This is a genomic window from Methylobacterium aquaticum, assembly GCF_001043915.1.
Lineage (GTDB): Bacteria > Pseudomonadota > Alphaproteobacteria > Rhizobiales > Beijerinckiaceae > Methylobacterium > Methylobacterium aquaticum.
In genome coordinates, this window is the sequence record NZ_LABX01000121.1 from 38,473 (window position 1) to 53,947 (window position 15,475).

Genomic DNA, 15,475 nt, shown 5'->3' on the forward strand with positions numbered 1-15,475 from the left:
TAACCGGGGGGTAAGGGCGCCCGTGCGAAGCCGGGAGCCGCCCGTGTCGTTCCGGCCCGCAGGATTCCGCCATGCTCGCCGCTCCGCTCCCCCAGGCCCGGTCCGGATCGGAGGCGGCGCAGCGTTCTCCCTTCGAGCGGCCGGTTCTCGTCTGGCTCATCGTCCTGGCGGGGCTCGCCGGAATCGTGTCCTGGCCCGATCTCGTCGCCGTGTTGCGCGACCTGCGCCTGCCGGACACCGACGACGCCATGCGGCTCGTGCAGGTGCGTGACCTCCTCGCCGGCCAAGCCTGGTTCGATCTCGCCCAGCACCGCCATGCCGGCGCGCCGCCGCTGCATTGGTCGCGGCTCGTCGACGCGCCGATCGCCGGCCTGATCCTGCTCGCGCGCCCCGTCGCCGGGCCGGCCCTGGCGGAGGGGATCGCCGCGGTGCTGTGGCCGCTGATGCTCCTCGTCCTTTACGCGGTGATCCTCTACCGGGGTGTCCGGCGCGTCTTCGGCTGGCGCGCCGCGGCCTTCGCGGTCTTCGCGGCCACCCAGGCGGTCTTCGTCACCGGCCTGTTCGCCCCAGGGCGGATCGACCACCACAACGTCCAGATCTGCGCGATCCTCGCCCTCGTCCTGTGCGTCGCCCGGCCGGCCCCGACGCTGCGGGACGGTGCGATGGCGGGTGCGCTGGCGGCGTTCTCGCTCGCGGTCGGGCTGGAGGCGCTGCCGTTCATCGCCGGTGCCGGCCTCGTCCTCGCCGGCCTCTGGCTGCGCGACGGGCGTGCAACCCTGCCGCCCTTCCTCGGCTTCGGCCTCGGCTTCGGCCTCGTCGCCCCGGCTTTGTTCGTCGTCCAGACCGGGCCGGCCCTCTGGACCGCGACCGCCTGCGACGCGCTCTCGCCGCCCTGGCTCTGGCTCGGGGCCGCCGCCGCCGTCACGGCCTCCGCGGCGGCCCTGGTGCCGGAGGCGCGCGGGTGGGGCCTGCGGCTCGGGCTGCTCGCCTTGTGCGGCGGCGTCGCGGTCGGGGGCTTCCTCGCCCTGTTCCCGGCCTGCGCCGCCGGGCCGTTCACCGGCATGCCCGATCTCGTGCGCGCGGAGTGGCTGGTGAAGGTGCGCGAGATGCGCCCGGTCTGGCAGCTCGTCCGAATGGCGCCCGATGCGGTCCTGGCCGGCCACGTCCCGGTGCTGATCGGCGCCGTCGTGGCGGGGCTGTGGGCGTGGTGCGGGCGGGACCCGGCCGAGCGCCGCCTGATGGCCGGCGCCGCCGGCGCGCTCGGGCTCGGCGTGGCGATCGGGACGGCGCAGTTCCGCGGCCTCTACGTCGCCGGCGCCTTCGTGCCCGTGGTGGCCGGTCCGGTCCTCGACCGGGCGGTGGCCCTCCTGCGCGTGCCCGAGGCGACGCCGCGCCGCCGCCTCGCCGCCCTGGCCCTGAGCCTCGCCCTGTGCGGCAAGGTCTGGCTCCTCGTGGCGGGGATCCCGCAGGCGCTCACGGGCACCGAGAAGGCGTTCGAGGCCGAGCACGCCGCCTGGCGCCGGTGCAGCGATCGCCAGGCCATCGCGGCGCTCGATGTCCTGCCGCCCGGACTGATCCTCGCCGAGATCGATCTCGGGCCGAACCTGCTCTTGCACAGCCATCATGCCGTGGTGGCGGCTCCCTACCACCGGGCACTGCCGGGCCTTGCCGCCTCCATCGAGGCGTTCCGGGACGAGAACGCACTCGCAAGGGTGGCTGCGCGGGTCGGGGCGGACTACATCGTGGCCTGTGCCCCTCCCGCGAAGCCGGGCGAGGCACCAAGCGTCGTGGCCCGGCTCGGCCAGGGCGCGATCACCCCGCCCGGGCTGGAGCCGGTCCCGGTGCCGGACACGCCGCTCCGGGTCTGGCGTCTCTCGGCCGGCGCCGCGAAAGGCTAAAAGCGTGATCGGGCGTGTCGCCGCGCTCTGCCTCCTCGCCCTCGTCCTGGCGGTTCTGGCCGCCGGGGCCGTGGCGGTCGCCCGCGGCGAGGAGCCCGGCGGCATCGAGGAGGTCTGGATCGCCCTGTTCGGCCCGCCCGATCTCGGCCCGGTCGATTTCGCGTCGCTGCGCCGTGTGCCGTCCCGGAGCGACGCGCTCGCCTGCGCGGCCGATATCTGTCCGCTCGCCCAGGCCGACGCGGTGCCGCCGGATCTCGCCGTGCCGGGGGCGCGCCTGCGCGAGATCGTCCGGGCTTGGGCCGAGCGCCAGCCGCGCACCGCCCTGGTCTTCACCGACCGGTGGGGCGAACAGGACCGCTACGTCGCCCGCACCGCCGTGCTGCGCTGCCCCGACACGATCACGGTCGAGATTGTCGGCCGCGGGGAGGGCCGATCGAGCCTCGCGCTCTACATCCGCAGCCAGGCCGGCTGCCCCGTCCTGGCGACGAGCGGCGGGCGGCTGACCCGCTGGCTCGCCGGGATCGCGGCAGCCACGGGCACCGAAGCGAACGAGGGGTGACGACCCGCATGCCGCGCGCCGCACACGAGCATCTGAGCCCGACCAGCCTCCCGCCGCTGGCGGCCCTGCCGGCCGAACCGGACGTGGCGGTGATCGGCGCCGGCGCCGCCGGGATCGGTGCGGCGCGCCGGCTCCTCGCCCGCGGCCTGGCGGTCGCCGTGCTGGAGGCCCGCGGGCGGCTCGGCGGCCGCACCGTCACCACCGCCCTGCGCGGCCATCCGGTCGATCTCGGCGCCCACTGGCTCCATGCCGGGCCGATCAACCCCCTGGTGACCCTCGGTTTTCAGCGCGGCGAGCCCCTGCGCCGGGCGGCGCAGGAGAGCCACCTCTGGGTCGGGCGCCGGCCGGGCCGGGCGGCGGAGGAGCTGGCCTTCGGCCGCGCCTGGTCCGTCGCCGACCGGGCGATGACCGACGGCGCGCGCTTGGGCGCCGAGGACCGGCCCGCGGCCGAAGCCTTGCCGCCGGGCCTCGGGCCCTGGGGCAAGCGGGTCTCTCTGGTGCACGGTCTCGTCTCGGGCCGGCCGCTGACCGAGATCAGCCTGCACGACTTCCCCAGCATGGAATACGGCGACAACTTCTTCATTGCCGGCGGTTACGGCGCCTATCTCGCCCGCCTCGCCGCCGGGCTGCCGGTGGCCCTCGCCACGCCGGTGATCGCCCTCGACTGGGCCGGGGAGGGGGTTCGGCTCGATCTCGGGGCACGCGGGACGATGCGGGCGCGGGCCGCCCTCGTCACTGCCCCGATGATGGTGTTGCAGGAGCCCGCTCCGGCGCTCCGCTTCGCCCCCGACCTGCCGGGCCCGGTCCGTGCGGCCATCGACGGTTTCCGAACCGGCATCTACGAGCACGTGGTGGTGCACTGGCCGGCCTCGCCGTTCCGTGGCCGCGACCGGCTGGCGAGCCTGATCGGGGGCCGGCTTCAGCCGCCCGGCCTGCTGACGCGGGTCGACGGGACGCCGTTCCACTATTTCGAACTCGACGTGCCCCTGGCCGCCCGCCTCGACGCGGCCCGCGCCGGGGCCGACGGCGCGCGGCGGCTGGTGCGCGAGACCCTGGCCGAGCAGGTCGGGCGCGGTGCGCTTCGCGACCTGGCCGTGCCGGCGGTGACCGAGTGGCGCCACGATCCCTGGTCGCGCGGCTCCTGGGCGGTGGTGCCGCCGGGCCATGCGAAGGCCCGCGACCTCCTGAAGGAGGCGGTGGCCGCGCGGATCTGGTTTGCCGGCGAGGCCTTGTCGCGCGAGCAATGGGGCACCGCGGGCGGCGCCTTCGCGGAGGGGGAGCGGGCGGCCGACGCGATCGCCGCCGCGCTCGCCTGACGGCGTTCTCCTAAAATCCATCGTGTGATTGCCACGAAGGCTCCCTACATTCCCGCCATGCTGACACGCCTCCTCACTCTCGTCCTGCTCCTCGGCCTCTCCTGCGTGGTCGGGTCCCATGCCCAGCCGCTGACCCGCAACGTGCTCAAGGGCGCCTGCGAGAAGCTCGTCATCGCCGGCCGGGATGTCAGCCCGACCTGCGGCGAGAGTCTCGTCAACACGGTCCAGGGCCGGCGCACCTCGTTCGACTTCACGTCGAGCGACGGCACCACGGTCAGCTTCAGCGGCACCGGCATGCCGCAGGACCGCCAGGAGGAGGTCGGCGTCGACGCGCTCCAGCCGGTCAGCGCCGTGATCCTCATGGTGAAGGGGACCGATGGCGGCATCACCCGCGATACGCTGATGACCGTCGGCTCCTGTCGCTTCCCCCCCGCGGGCCCCGGCCGTTCGACCGTCGCCTGCGCGGCCGATACCCAGCGCGGCCGCTTCGAGGGGACCTTCACCACGGCGAGCGACGCGCCAGCCGGGAAGTAGCCGCCGCCGGAATGATGGTCCGGCGCGGCAAAGGTGGGTCGAGGGCCTTTCGCGCGACGTTCCGTGTGAACCTCCCCCTTCGGGGATGGCAGGCCGCGTCCTGTCGCGTGACGATCGCGAATGGATCATCGCGCCGATGCGGCGGCGGCACGATCCTGCATGCGGATCGCGGCGCCCCTGAACCCTCGACGAGCGCACCGTGGCCGAGCATCGCATGCTCGACCGTGAGCGGGGACGGGCCGGCGGGGAGAGCCCTCGGCGATTCCGAGCGGAGGGGCTCCCCATGTCTCGGCCGATCGGCGCGCTGCTGTCGGAGTGGGTCGCTGCCGAGAGACCGCAGACCGCACGGGCGGTCTGCGCCCGGGGCGAGGCCCGCCTTGCGGTGAGGTCTCACCCCTGAATGTCTTGGCGCTATCGCGGCGGCTGGGCCTGCGATGGCTGCTGCTGGATCAGCGGAGTGATGCGCCGCACGGTGACCCGGCGGTTCTCCCGCGAGGGGCCTTGCGTGTTCACCTTCAGGGACTGCTCGCCATAGCCCTGGGTGGTGAGGTTTTCCGGCGGTACCTTGAAGTCGCGGGTCAGCACCTCGGCCACCGATTGGGCGCGCCTGTCGGAGAGCGAGAGGTTGTCGACGTCGCTGCCGACCGCATCGGTGTAGCCCTCGATCAGGAACACCTCCTGCGGGTTGTTCCGGATCGCCTGGTTGATCGCCGCCGCGATGGTGGCGAGGCGGCGGGCCTGGTCGGGCGTCACCTGCCACGAGCCGGTGTCGAAGGTGATCGTATCGATGTCGACGCTGCGCATGCGGGCGCGCAGGGTCGGGCTGTAGCGCACCTGGTCGAGGGTATAGCGCCGCTCGACCGGAGCCACCGGCGGAGCGGTGAGCGCCTCGTAGATCGCCCCCTCGTCGGCCTGCTCCGCCTCGACCACGTAGCGCTCGCGGGGGATGCGGATATCGGGTGGCGGCAGCACCACCACGTCCTGCTCGATCGACCGCGGCGGGCCCGCATAGGAATTGTCGATCAGCACCACCTCGCGACCATCGGGACCGCGACGGGTGCGCCGCAGCAGGCGACCGTCGTCGTCCACCACCGTGAAGACCTGGATGCCGCCGGGGCGGTCGATGATCGTCACCGTGTCGCGGCCGCGCCTCTCGATGCGGGCGTCGCGGTCGAGGAGGCGGAAGCGCTCGGTCTCGTCGTGGCGCAGGAAGTAGCGGTCGTCGTCGCGCACGATCACCCGGCCGGGCTCGCGAATGATCACGCGGCCATTCTCGTTGAACTCGCGCCGGGCGCGGCGGACATCCTCGTAGCTGCGCACGTCGATGTCGCCGCGGCGGAACCCGCCCGGCACATAGTCCGGCGCATCGCGCCGGTAGCCGCCGGGCAGGTCGCCCCGGTCGTCCGGCCCGCTCCGGTCGACGCCTCGGCGGTCGCCGTCTCGCCGATCCTGGTCGCGCGGGTCGCGCCGATCGACGCCGCGGTCCTCCGGCATTCCTCCGCCTCCACCCGGCACGAAGGGCCGGCCCGGCACACCGGGCTGCTGATTCGGGGGAAGGGGCGTGCCGTTCGGACCGGTGCCGGGTGCCTCCGGTCGGCCCGGTCCTCGCCCTGGAGCGCCGGGCTGCGGCTCGCCGGCGGGCGGGCGGTTCGGTTCGGACTGGCTCGGCCCGCCGACCGGTGGCGCCGGCCGGCCCGGGGGCTCCCCGGGGGCTTGTCCCGGAGCCGGCGGCTGGCCGGGGCCACGCTGGGCCGGGCCGCCCGGTGCGTCGGGCCCGCGGCGCTCGTCGCGCGGCTCGGGTCTCTCGTCGCGGCGATCCTGCGGGCGGTCCTGACCCGGCTGGCGATCCGGCCGCGCATCCGGCGCCGGACGCTCGCGCTGGTCGGGGCGCGCGGCCGGGCCGCGATCCTGCGGCGGAGCCGGTGGACGGCCGTACTCCTCTCCGCGTGGCGTGCGCGGCTCCTGACGGTCTTGCCGGTCGGGCCGCTCCTGCCGGTCGGGCCGCTCCTGGCGGTCGGGGCGCTCCTGCCGGTCGGGACGGCCTTGCGGATCACGCTCTTGAGGGTCGGGCCGCTGCTGCGGCTCGGGTCGCTCGCGCGGCGGCGATGGGCGGTCGCGCGGCTCCTGCCGCTCGGGCCGTTCGCGCTGCGGCTCCGGGCGCTCCTGACGCGGCTCGGGCCGCTCGCGCGGCTCGGGCCGCGGCGCCGGGCGCTCTTGGCGGGGTTCGGGTCGTTCCTGACGGGGTTCGGGTCGTTCCTGGCGAGGCTCAGGGCGTTCCTGCCGCGGCTCCGGCCGTTCGCGGGGCTCCGGTCGCTCGGCTGGACCACGCTCTGGGCGCGGGCCGCCACCTGGGGCTCCGGGTCCGCCATGCCCGCGCTCGCCGGGGCCTCCGGGCCCACCCGGACCACCCCGCTCTCCCGGCCCGCCCTGGGCCAGCCGGATCACGTCGTCGCTTCGCGCCGCCACCTGGCTCGCAAGAAGGGGCTGGAGCAGCAGCGCCGGCAGGATCGTGCCGGTCAGCAGCAGTGCGCGGGCAGGGCGCATCAAGGGAGAACCTCTCGTCCGTCGTCGGTCCCTTCGAACACAGTGACGGCGAGATGGTTCCCGTTGGTCAGCCGCCCCGCTCGGTCAGGGCGTGGCGACGGGGGCGGCGCCCGGAGGCGGAACCGTCACCGCCGCTGCCTGCGGACCGTCCGTCTTGGCGGCGAGGGGCACCGGGATCAGGTTGGGGGCGATGATCCGGACCGCGGGACGCTCCTCCAAGACGACGGCGGGCCGCGGCGTCTCGGCGGCGGGCTCGGTCGCCTCCTCGACCCGGCTTGCGGCGGTGGCGGCCAGGGCCGCGGCGGCCCGGTCGGCGCGGCCGACCAGGGTCAGGCGCACTTTCGGCCGCGACATCGCCTCGGCCTGGGCCGGGGTGACGAAGATGTCGCCCTTGTGGCGCACCAGCATGCTTTCGGCCTTGACGAGCGCCTGCGCCCAGGTCTGCGTGCCCTTGCACGAGCAGTTCGGCACGAAAGTCTTCTGGAACTTGAAGGCGTTCGGCAGAGCCGAGTAGGCGCGCTTGGTCTGGATCGCGGCGGCCTGGGTCAGTCCGCTGTCGGTCGGCGGCATCGAGTAGGCGGCGGCCTCGGCCCCAGGGCAGAGCGCCTGGCACATCTCGTCCGCCCCCTCCCGCCCGTCGGGCAGGTTCGGCATCGGGAAATAGGCACCGTCGCACATCCGCACGCAGATCACCTGCGACCCGCCGCGCCCGAAGCCCTCCGCCGGCTTCGGGTGGAGCGCGGCGGCGCTCGGCAGGCCGGTGCAGGTGTCCTTCACGGCGGCGATCAGCTGCGCGCGGCGCGCATTTGACACCTCGCGGGCCCCCGCGCCGTAGCCGGCATTGAGGGCGCGGATGCGCTGCTCGACCTGGGCGCATTGCGGCGGCCGCATGTCGAAGAACAGGAAGCGCCCGCCCTCGCAGCCGATCGACTGGCGATAGGCGACGAGCTGCTGGATCTCCTCGATCTGGCCGCGGTTCGAGTCCCGCTGCAATCCCGCAAGCTCGGCGCGGAAGCGCTGGCAGGCGGCCGCGTTGGGCTCGGCCAGGGCAGCCTGGCACAAGGAAAGGGTCGCAAGGACGCCGGCGAGGAGCCGGACCGTGAGGCGAAGCAGCGGCATGGTATGCGGGAACCGGCCGTGATGCGAGGACGATCCGCCCCCGAGAGGGCGGCGGACGAAGACGAGCCGTCCCCCGGATGGGGACCCAAGCGTGGCGGGACGGGACGGCATCGTTCTACCCGCCCTCGCCGCCGCGCGACACCCTCCCTACATAGGTTACGCTTGTTTGGGAAAGGTTGATGCGATGGTGTGGCGGCGGGGTCTCACGGCGCTCTGCGGGGTGGCCTGTCTCGGGCTGGCCGCGGGCGCGGCGGTGGCGCAGGAGCCGGACCGGATCTTCGACAAGTCGACCGTCTGGCGGCCGCTGACGCCGAACGACAAGCTCGTGGTCTACGGCATCGACGATCCGGACGTGGCCGGCGTCGCCTGCCACTATACCCAGCCGGAGAAGGGCGGCATCAAGGGCACCCTCGGCCTCGCCGAGGAGGTGTCCGACATCTCGCTCTCCTGCCGCCAGATCGGGCCTGTCAAGTTCAAGGACAAGATCAAGCAGGGCGAAGTCGTGTTCAGCGAGCGCCGCTCGCTGATCTTCAAGAGCATGCAGATCGTGCGCGGCTGCGACGCCAAGCGCAACACCCTGATCTATATGGTGTACTCCGACAAGGTGGTGCAGGGCTCGCCGAAGAACTCGACCTCGACGGTGCCGCTGATGCCGTGGGGGACCGAGCCGCCGCCGAAATGCGGCGACTTCCTGGGCTGACGACCGGCCTACGCGCCGGGTCTCAGCCCGCGTCGCGGAGCCGCTGCCCGGCCTCGCCGTAGCCCTGCGCGGACGCGGTGCGGTTGGCGATGCCGCGGCTCAGCACGATCCATTCGAGATCGTTGATCGCCGCCACCAGCCGCGCCCGCTCGGGCCCCTCCGACCCGTCGTCGGGTCTCGCCTCGGCGAGATTCACCGCGGCGATCAGCACCTGGTCGCGCCGGTCCTCGATCCGGGGATCGCGCTCGACATGGCCGCGCACGTCGTCGTCGAAAAGCCGGATGACGGCCCAGGGCAGCGCGTCGGCGCTGCACCCCGACGGGTAGCTCCGGGCGACGAGGCGGGCCTGCGCAGCGGCCTCCCGGACGAGTTCGACGAGCTTGGCGACCATGGCGTGTCCGCTGTGAATGTCATGAGCGGGACCCGCGACGGCGTGCGGGTCCCGAGGGCTGAGCCTTACCGCGCCAGCCGCCCCTCCGCTGCGGCCTTCGCCATCTCGTCGGCATCCGACGGTAGCAGGGTGCGCTCGGCCACCATGCGCTCGGCCGCCGCCCGCACCGCTGTCGCGTAGGCGCCCTCGTCGGGGTAGCGCTCCGCCAGCGAGGGCCGCGGGTCGTGGGCGGCTTGCGCCTCCGCCTTCGTCGCCGGGAAGGTGAGCACGCCGCCCTTCTGGTTGCACAGGGTGTCGGCGGCGACGCCACGGGTCGGGTTCCAAGCGGTGTAGGTCGCCCGGGGGACCTCGATCAGCGGCAGCCGGATTCCCGCCAGCGTGTTGCCGTCCGGATCGACCTTCGGCAGCAGCAGGGGATAGGTGCCGCGCAAAGCCGGCGGGTCGCCCGGCCCGGCCCCGGGCTCGACCCATTGGGCCGGGGTATGGAGGCCGGTATAGGGCAGGCCCGGAATCGGCGGATAGAGATGCGCGGCCGGTCCCAGGGTGCCGTCGGCCCGCGACGGATAGCGGCTGGCCGGAGGCGCGACGCGATCGGTGATCCAGGCTTCGAGGGCGACGAGGAGCGCCCGCGACGCTGCCCCGGCATGGATCGGGCTCACCGGCAGGGCGCAACCCGGCACGCTCGCGGTCTTCGCGTCGGGATCGGCGAAGTGCGGCGCACCGGTGACCATGTAGACCCGCACCTCCGGCGGCTGGGCCAGATCGGCGCCCCGCGTGTCGGTGGTCACGAGCGCGCCGCGGGAGCCCCACAACTCGTACTCGCTGTCGACATGCATCAGGCGCGGACAGGTGTTGGACAGGCGGCAGCGCAGCAGGAGGCCGTCGCGCCGGCCCGTCAGGGCGTCGGTCGTCGTTTCGTAGGCGAAGGGGAACTGGTCGGCCGGGTAGGAGCGGTCGAGATGGGGGCCGGGATTGCGGCCGGGCTGGGCGAAGCGGGCATTGGTGAAGCTGCGCCGGCTGCCGGCAATGTGCGGCATCATCCCGTCGAACACCATCCGGCCGCGCTCGTCCTCGTTGAGGCCGAGATAGAGGAGGTCGCGCAGCACCCGGCCCGATTGCGAGATGCCGAAGCCGACCGCCCGGTCGATGGTGCTGCGCCCGTTCGCGGCGAGCGGGTTGCGCGCGCTGGTGTCGTGGCGCAGGAAGGTCGCCACGTCCCGGATCGCCGCGAGGCCGAGGCCCATCACCGCCGGGTCGCGGGCGGTGTAGATCAGCTCGTAGAGGGCGCTGCCGTCGAAGCCCTCCGGCCGGGTGATCGCGATGCGCTTCGGATCGACGAATCGGAACGACAGGCCCGGCGGTGTCGTGCGCGGATCCTCGGGCTTCGCCCGCACGGTGAGGCGGGCCTTGGCCGGATCGAGATCGGCGGCCGGCCAGGTCAGGGGCGCTTCGATCGGCGATGTCGTGGTGTCGAAGCTCCATTCCTCGCGCGAGGGGCCCGTTACGCCGGCGAGCACCGGCAGGCGGATGCCCATGCCGGCGGCGGGGGCGATGTCGCCCTGCCAGCCGATCCAGGCCAGGGTATAGCCGCGCGACAGCAGGAAGCCGCGTCCCGCATCGTCCGCCCGTTCGAGCCGGCCCGACGCCTGGCTCGAGGAGCCCTCGACCAGGGGACCGATCAGCTTGCGGCCCCGATTGGGGATCTCCACCAGCAGGAGCCCGTTGGGGCGCTGTGGCCGCAGCAGCACCACGTCGGCCGTGGCCTCGACCCGGCCCTCGGCGGTGCGGGGCGCCAGGGCCAGGTCGGCGATGATCGCGTTGTGGGGATCGGCGGGATCGAGGGCGATGGTCGCCCGGCCGGTGATCTTCTCCGCCGTGCCGCGCTCGCCGAAGCTGCGGCCTTGAAGGGCCGGTGTCTCGGCCGAGACGATCTCGAAGCGCGTCACCTCCGCCCCGGCCGGTCCGGCGGCGAGGCCGCCCCCGAGCATCGCCAGGGCCATGGCCCTCGGCAGCCTGATCATCGCTGGTCCTCCCTGGCGGCGCCACGGACGGGCACCTTGGGAGGAACCGTAACGGTGTGGCGCCCGGCTGTGAATTGTCCCATCCGCTCAGCAGACTTGCGTTGGCAGGCCAACGCGTCGGCCGCTTAGGTTTTTGTTTTGGTGCAGATTTTTGCCGCCGATCCGGTGACCACTTCGGCGAAATCTACCTAATACCATCGGCCCAAGATGCTGACGCATCGGGCCGATGAACCATCTCAAATTTTTGATACCAAGCCAGAGGCTTGGCGAAAATTCGCGAACGGAACCAAAGGTCGTTTCCAACGACCGTTGGTATAAGATGTCATGCTTGGATCGTACAAATTTCTCTTGATCTGTTCAGACACCATCACCGCGCGGGATCCCCTCTCCAGGCGTTGCCGGGCTTGCCCGGTATCGCTCAAGCCATGGGAGAGGGGCGGGGCGATCGGAGATCGCGCGAGAGCGTGACGCTCACACCGTCGAGCCGACAGCTCGACGCTCGACACGGAAGCGTCACATCCTCACGCGGAATCTTCGATCCCCCGAGGGCCCTCTCCCCCACGGGAGATTGGAGTGACGCTTTACTTCTCTTCGAACGGATCAAGCGGAGCCGTATCAAGACCCATCCAGCACGGCCGCGAGGTAGTGCCGGACGAAATGGGGCATCCGGGCGGGATCGAGATCGGCATGTTCGCGCACCCCGACGATCGCCGACAGCTCCGGCTCCGCCTCGGCGGCGAGATGGGCGGCGACCCGCTCCCGCACCACGGCCTCGTCCTCGGCGAGCTGGACCGGACGCAGCAGGGCCATCAGGCCGCCGTCCCGCACGATGATCCAGCCGGGATCCGGCCCCTCCGGGGCGACGAGGCCGGTCTCCTCCCGCAACTCGCGCAGCGCGCTCGCCGCGAGGTCGACGCGGCCATCCGCCCCGATATCGGTCGGGTCCGGCGTGCCGCAGGGAAAGTAGACCCGCCCGGCGGCGGCGGTGTGCGGACCCATCACGCCGAGCACGAAAGTGCCGTCCCGGGTGCGCGGCACCGCCGCCGCGAAGACGTTGACGACGCTCCCATCCGGGAAGCCCCAATCCTTCAGGGCGGTGAGGGCGGCGTACTCGGCCTCGAACAGGTCGACCGTGAGGACTCCGTCCGCGAGGTCCCACCGGCGCAGCATCAGCACCGTGCCGTTGAACATCGCCGGACGCTCCGCCCGCCGGGTCTCCCAATGCGCCAGGATCGCCCCGCGGTTGTCGCGGGCCCAGCGCCAGTCATGGGCGACCATCCGGGCGTCGATCCGCCGGGCCGGGGTGAGGGTGACGCCCGTCACAGGTGCAGCACGCCCTCGGAGACCAGCACGGCGCTCCCGCCGATCTCGGCCGCCCGCAACGCCCCGTCCTCGATGGTGAGCTGGAGCGCGATCTCGCTCGGCCGGCCCATCTCGATCCCCTGCGCGATGACGAGGTCGTGGGTGCCGCTGCCCAACGGCTCGAACTGCATCAGGGCGCCCGCGAAGGCCGCGACGGCGCCGCCGGTCGCCGGATCCTCCGCGATGCCGGCGGCGGGGGCGAACATCCGGGCCCGGAAGCTGTGGGCCGGATCCCCGGTCTCGCCGGTATAGAGGAACGCCTTGGAGCCGGGGCCGAGGGCCTGCACCATCGCCTCGGCGCTGGTGCGTGCCCGGGCCAGGGCATCGAGCCCCTGGACCGGCACGAGATGGAACTGCGTGCCGGCGCTGTAGCGGCTCGGCCGGTGGCGGGCATAGCCGATCTCGGAGGGCGACAGGTTCAGAGCGGCGGCGAGGGCGGTCGCGTCCGGCTCCTCGCCCCAGCTCTCCGGCAGGCGCGGCAGGCGGAAGCGGGCGCGGCCCCGGCCGTCGGCGGTCTCGACCACGCAGGGCACCACCCCGACCTGCTCCTCCAGCCCGAACGCCACCGCGTCGGCGATCTCCGCCCGTCTGTCGCCGAGGGCGAGCAGCACCGCGGTGCCGACGGTGGGGTGGCCCGCGAAGGCGAGTTCCTGGGTCGGCGTGAAGATCCGCAGCCGCGCCCGGTGCCTGTCCTCGGCGGGGGGCAGCACGAACACCGTCTCCGACAGGTTGAACTCGCGGGCGATGGCCTGCATCGCGGCCTCGTCCAGCCCCTCGGCGTCGAGCACCACGGCCAGCGGGTTGCCGGCAAGCGCCGTGTCGGTGAACACGTCCAGGATGGCGTAGCGGCGTGCGGGCATCGGGTTCTCGTCCTTGACGGGGCTCGGGGCGAGGCAGCACGGATCGGTCGGGGGATGCAAGCCCCAGTGGCGGATGGGCGGTCACGCAGAGGCGTGATGGCCATTTCACGAGTTTGCCATGATGGCGCTCAGCCGCTGCGACCGCCGGCGCTGCACCGGGGGCGGCGGATGGTGTAGGCGAGCGGCACGACCCGACGGAGCGCCCTGCGATGCCCCACATCCTGACCGCCGACACCGCCGCCCGCTTCGCCGCCCTCACCCTCGGCCACGTCACCCGGGAATACCCGAACAAGCCGGATCACACCCTCGCCGGCCCGGAGGATGCCCGCACGCCGGCCGCGCTGCATCCCGTATTCTACGGCAGCTTCGACTGGCATTCCTGCGTCCACGGCTACTGGCTGCTCGCCCGGGTTCTGCGCCGCTTCCCCGAGGGGCCGCAGGCCGACGCGATCCGGGCGCTGTTCGACCGGCAGGTGACGCCCGAGAGGGTCGCAGGCGAGTGCGCCTATCTCGCGGCGCCGACGGCGCGGGGGTTCAAGCGTCCCTATGGCTGGGCCTGGGCGCTCACGCTCGCCGACGAGCTGGGACGTCTCCCCGAGCCGCGCTGGGCGCGGGCGCTGGCGCCGCTGGCCGAGATCGTTGCGCAGCGCTTCCGCGAGTTCCTGCCGCTCTCGCCCTATCCGGTGCGGGTCGGCACGCATTTCAACACCGCCTTCGGGTTGCGCATGGCGGCGGATTATGCGGAGGGCACCGGGGATGCCGGCCTGACGGGGCTGCTGCGCGCCACCGCCGCGCGCTGGTACGGCCCGGACGCCGATTGCCCCGCCTGGGGCGAGCCGAGCGGGGACGACTTCCTGTCCTCCGCGCTGATCGAGGCCGAAGCCTTGCGCCGCCTGATGCCGGCCGAAGACTTCCTGCCCTGGTTCGACCGCTTCCTGCCGCGCCTCGCCGAGCGCCAGCCCGAAACCCTGTTCCGGCCGGCGACCGTCACGGACCGCAGCGACGGCAAGATCGCCCATCTCGACGGGCTCAACCTCAGCCGCGCCTGGTGCCTGCGGGCGCTCGCCGCCGCGCTGCCGGCGGCGGATGCCCGGGTGCCGGTGCTGCGGGACGCGGCCGAGGCCCATCTCGACGCGGCGCTGCCGCACCTCGCCGACGACTACATGGGCGAGCACTGGCTGGCGAGCTTCGCACTCCTGGCACTGGAGGCATAGCCTGGCGCTGGAGGCATAGTTCAGCTCTGGAGGCGTAGCCGGACTCCGGAAGCCTGAGCCTTCACACCGCCTCGACCAGGAAGGTGCGGCTCGGCGCCACGAACTCGTCCTGCGCCGCCACGGTCAGGATCTCCCGTGAACCCGCTTCCGCGGTGCGGCGCAGGAGGCCGAAGATCGAGGCGGCGGCGGCGCCCAGCGCCTCGCCGGCCGAGCGGCTGCGGGCGTAATGCACCAGGAACAGGGCCGCGGTGGCGTCGCCCGCGCCGTTGATGGCGAGCGACAGGCGGGGGGTGCGCAGGCGCCAGAACAGCCCGTCGGCGCCGGCCAGCATGTCGATGCTGTCGTCGGGCGTCTCCTCGGTGTGGAGCGAGGTGACCAGCACCACCTTCGGCCCGCTCGCCTGCACGGCGGCCACCGCGGCCTTGGCATCGGCCAGGGTCCGGATCTTGATCCCGCTCAGGTAATCCAGCTCGAACTGGTTCGGGGTGATGATGTCGGCTGCCGGCACCGCATGGTCGCGCATGAATTCCGGGATGCCGGGCCGCACGAACACCCCGCGGCCGACATCGCCGATCACCGGATCACAGCAATAGAGCGCTGCGGGGTTGGCCGCCCGCACCCGCGCCACCGCCCGCAGGATCGCGGTGCCGATATCGGCCGAGCCCATATAGCCGGAGAGCACCCCGTCGCAGGTCGGCAGCACCCCGCGCTCGGCGATGCCCTCGACCAGGTCCTCGATCGCGGGGCCGTCGAAGACCCGGCCGCGCCAGGCGCCGTAGCCGGTATGGTTCGAGAACTGCACGGTGTGCACTGCCCAGACCTCGACCCCGAGCCGTTGCATCGGGAAGACCGCCGAGGCGTTGCCGACATGGCCGTAGGCGACGTGGGATTGGATCGACAGGACGTTCATCGCGACACGAGACCCCACGGAAGGTGCGACCGGGCCCCGGCCGGGGC

Annotated in this window: 13 protein-coding genes; 6 read left to right on the forward strand and 7 right to left on the reverse strand. The window is 73.2% G+C overall.

All coding sequences use genetic code 11. The features are described from left to right. Positions 1-71: 71 nt before the first annotated feature. Genes VP06_RS16210 through VP06_RS16225 form a run of 4 tightly spaced genes read left to right on the forward strand, consistent with a single transcriptional unit; the run spans position 72 to position 4,307 of the window. Positions 72-1,898, forward strand: coding sequence for a hypothetical protein (locus tag VP06_RS16210; RefSeq protein ID WP_048464813.1), 1,827 nt, complete (start codon positions 72-74; stop codon positions 1,896-1,898). Positions 1,899-1,902: 4 nt separating this feature from the next. Further along, a complete protein-coding gene (locus VP06_RS16215; RefSeq protein ID WP_156295640.1) occupies positions 1,903-2,457 on the forward strand; it encodes a hypothetical protein in 555 nt (184 codons plus the stop codon). Positions 2,458-2,465: 8 nt separating this feature from the next. Next, the gene (locus VP06_RS16220; protein WP_048464814.1) at positions 2,466-3,773 is read left to right on the forward strand and encodes a flavin monoamine oxidase family protein; all 1,308 of its coding nucleotides are present in this window, start codon (positions 2,466-2,468) and stop codon (positions 3,771-3,773) included. A 57-nt stretch (positions 3,774-3,830) separates the two neighbouring features. Next, the gene (locus tag VP06_RS16225; RefSeq protein ID WP_048464815.1) at positions 3,831-4,307 is read left to right on the forward strand and encodes a hypothetical protein; all 477 of its coding nucleotides are present in this window, start codon (positions 3,831-3,833) and stop codon (positions 4,305-4,307) included. Positions 4,308-4,718: 411 nt separating this feature from the next. Here VP06_RS16225 and VP06_RS38775 read toward each other — a convergent pair whose 3' ends face one another. Further along, entirely contained in the window at positions 4,719-5,801 is a 1,083-nt protein-coding gene (locus VP06_RS38775; protein ID WP_342586825.1) for an OmpA family protein, read from the reverse strand. Positions 5,802-6,935: 1,134 nt separating this feature from the next. Further along, entirely contained in the window at positions 6,936-7,970 is a 1,035-nt protein-coding gene (locus VP06_RS16235; protein ID WP_048464817.1) for a DUF2865 domain-containing protein, read from the reverse strand. A gap of 184 nt (positions 7,971-8,154) precedes the next feature. Between VP06_RS16235 and VP06_RS16240 the strand changes: the two genes are divergently transcribed. Continuing rightward, positions 8,155-8,670 (forward strand): CreA family protein, encoded by a 516-nt coding sequence (locus VP06_RS16240; RefSeq protein WP_048464818.1) that lies wholly within the window; start codon positions 8,155-8,157, stop codon positions 8,668-8,670. Positions 8,671-8,692: 22 nt separating this feature from the next. Here VP06_RS16240 and VP06_RS16245 read toward each other — a convergent pair whose 3' ends face one another. From VP06_RS16245 to VP06_RS16260, 4 genes are all read right to left on the reverse strand, one after another. Next, complete coding sequence (locus VP06_RS16245; RefSeq protein WP_048464819.1) at positions 8,693-9,061, reverse strand: hypothetical protein; 369 nt, start codon at positions 9,059-9,061, stop codon at positions 8,693-8,695. A gap of 65 nt (positions 9,062-9,126) precedes the next feature. Continuing rightward, positions 9,127-11,082 carry an alpha/beta hydrolase domain-containing protein gene (locus VP06_RS16250; protein ID WP_082167432.1) on the reverse strand — a complete coding sequence of 652 codons (1,956 nt, stop codon included), beginning with the start codon at positions 11,080-11,082 and terminating at the stop codon, positions 9,127-9,129. A 615-nt stretch (positions 11,083-11,697) separates the two neighbouring features. After that, a complete protein-coding gene (locus VP06_RS16255) occupies positions 11,698-12,405 on the reverse strand; it encodes an NUDIX hydrolase (protein ID WP_197093217.1) in 708 nt (235 codons plus the stop codon). Next, positions 12,402-13,304, reverse strand: a complete 903-nt coding sequence (locus VP06_RS16260) for a PhzF family phenazine biosynthesis protein (protein ID WP_048464820.1) — start codon at positions 13,302-13,304, stop codon at positions 12,402-12,404. The genes VP06_RS16255 and VP06_RS16260 overlap by 4 nt, the downstream gene beginning before the upstream one ends. Positions 13,305-13,513: 209 nt before the next feature. Between VP06_RS16260 and VP06_RS16265 the strand changes: the two genes are divergently transcribed. After that, positions 13,514-14,518, forward strand: a complete 1,005-nt coding sequence (locus VP06_RS16265) for a DUF2891 domain-containing protein (protein WP_048464821.1) — start codon at positions 13,514-13,516, stop codon at positions 14,516-14,518. Between the two features lie 61 nt (positions 14,519-14,579). Here the strand turns inward: VP06_RS16265 and pdxY are convergent, their stop codons facing one another. After that, positions 14,580-15,428, reverse strand: a complete 849-nt coding sequence (gene pdxY, locus VP06_RS16270) for a pyridoxal kinase PdxY (protein ID WP_048464822.1) — start codon at positions 15,426-15,428, stop codon at positions 14,580-14,582. Positions 15,429-15,475 lie beyond the last annotated feature (47 nt).

What these genes read in the sequence shown, in the direction of transcription:
- VP06_RS16210 (WP_048464813.1), top strand. Translation starts at nt 72, where the DNA reads ATGCTCGCCGCTCCGCTCCCCCAGGCCCGGTCCGGATCGGAGGCGGCG.
- VP06_RS16220 (WP_048464814.1), top strand. Translation starts at nt 2,466, where the DNA reads ATGCCGCGCGCCGCACACGAGCATCTGAGCCCGACCAGCCTCCCGCCG.
- VP06_RS16225 (WP_048464815.1), top strand. Translation starts at nt 3,831, where the DNA reads ATGCTGACACGCCTCCTCACTCTCGTCCTGCTCCTCGGCCTCTCCTGC.
- VP06_RS38775 (WP_342586825.1), bottom strand. Translation starts at nt 5,801, where the DNA reads ATGCCGGAGGACCGCGGCGTCGATCGGCGCGACCCGCGCGACCAGGAT.
- VP06_RS16235 (WP_048464817.1), bottom strand. Translation starts at nt 7,970, where the DNA reads ATGCCGCTGCTTCGCCTCACGGTCCGGCTCCTCGCCGGCGTCCTTGCG.
- VP06_RS16240 (WP_048464818.1), top strand. Translation starts at nt 8,155, where the DNA reads ATGGTGTGGCGGCGGGGTCTCACGGCGCTCTGCGGGGTGGCCTGTCTC.
- VP06_RS16245 (WP_048464819.1), bottom strand. Translation starts at nt 9,061, where the DNA reads ATGGTCGCCAAGCTCGTCGAACTCGTCCGGGAGGCCGCTGCGCAGGCC.
- VP06_RS16250 (WP_082167432.1), bottom strand. Translation starts at nt 11,082, where the DNA reads ATGATCAGGCTGCCGAGGGCCATGGCCCTGGCGATGCTCGGGGGCGGC.
- VP06_RS16260 (WP_048464820.1), bottom strand. Translation starts at nt 13,304, where the DNA reads ATGCCCGCACGCCGCTACGCCATCCTGGACGTGTTCACCGACACGGCG.
- VP06_RS16265 (WP_048464821.1), top strand. Translation starts at nt 13,514, where the DNA reads ATGCCCCACATCCTGACCGCCGACACCGCCGCCCGCTTCGCCGCCCTC.
- pdxY (WP_048464822.1), bottom strand. Translation starts at nt 15,428, where the DNA reads ATGAACGTCCTGTCGATCCAATCCCACGTCGCCTACGGCCATGTCGGC.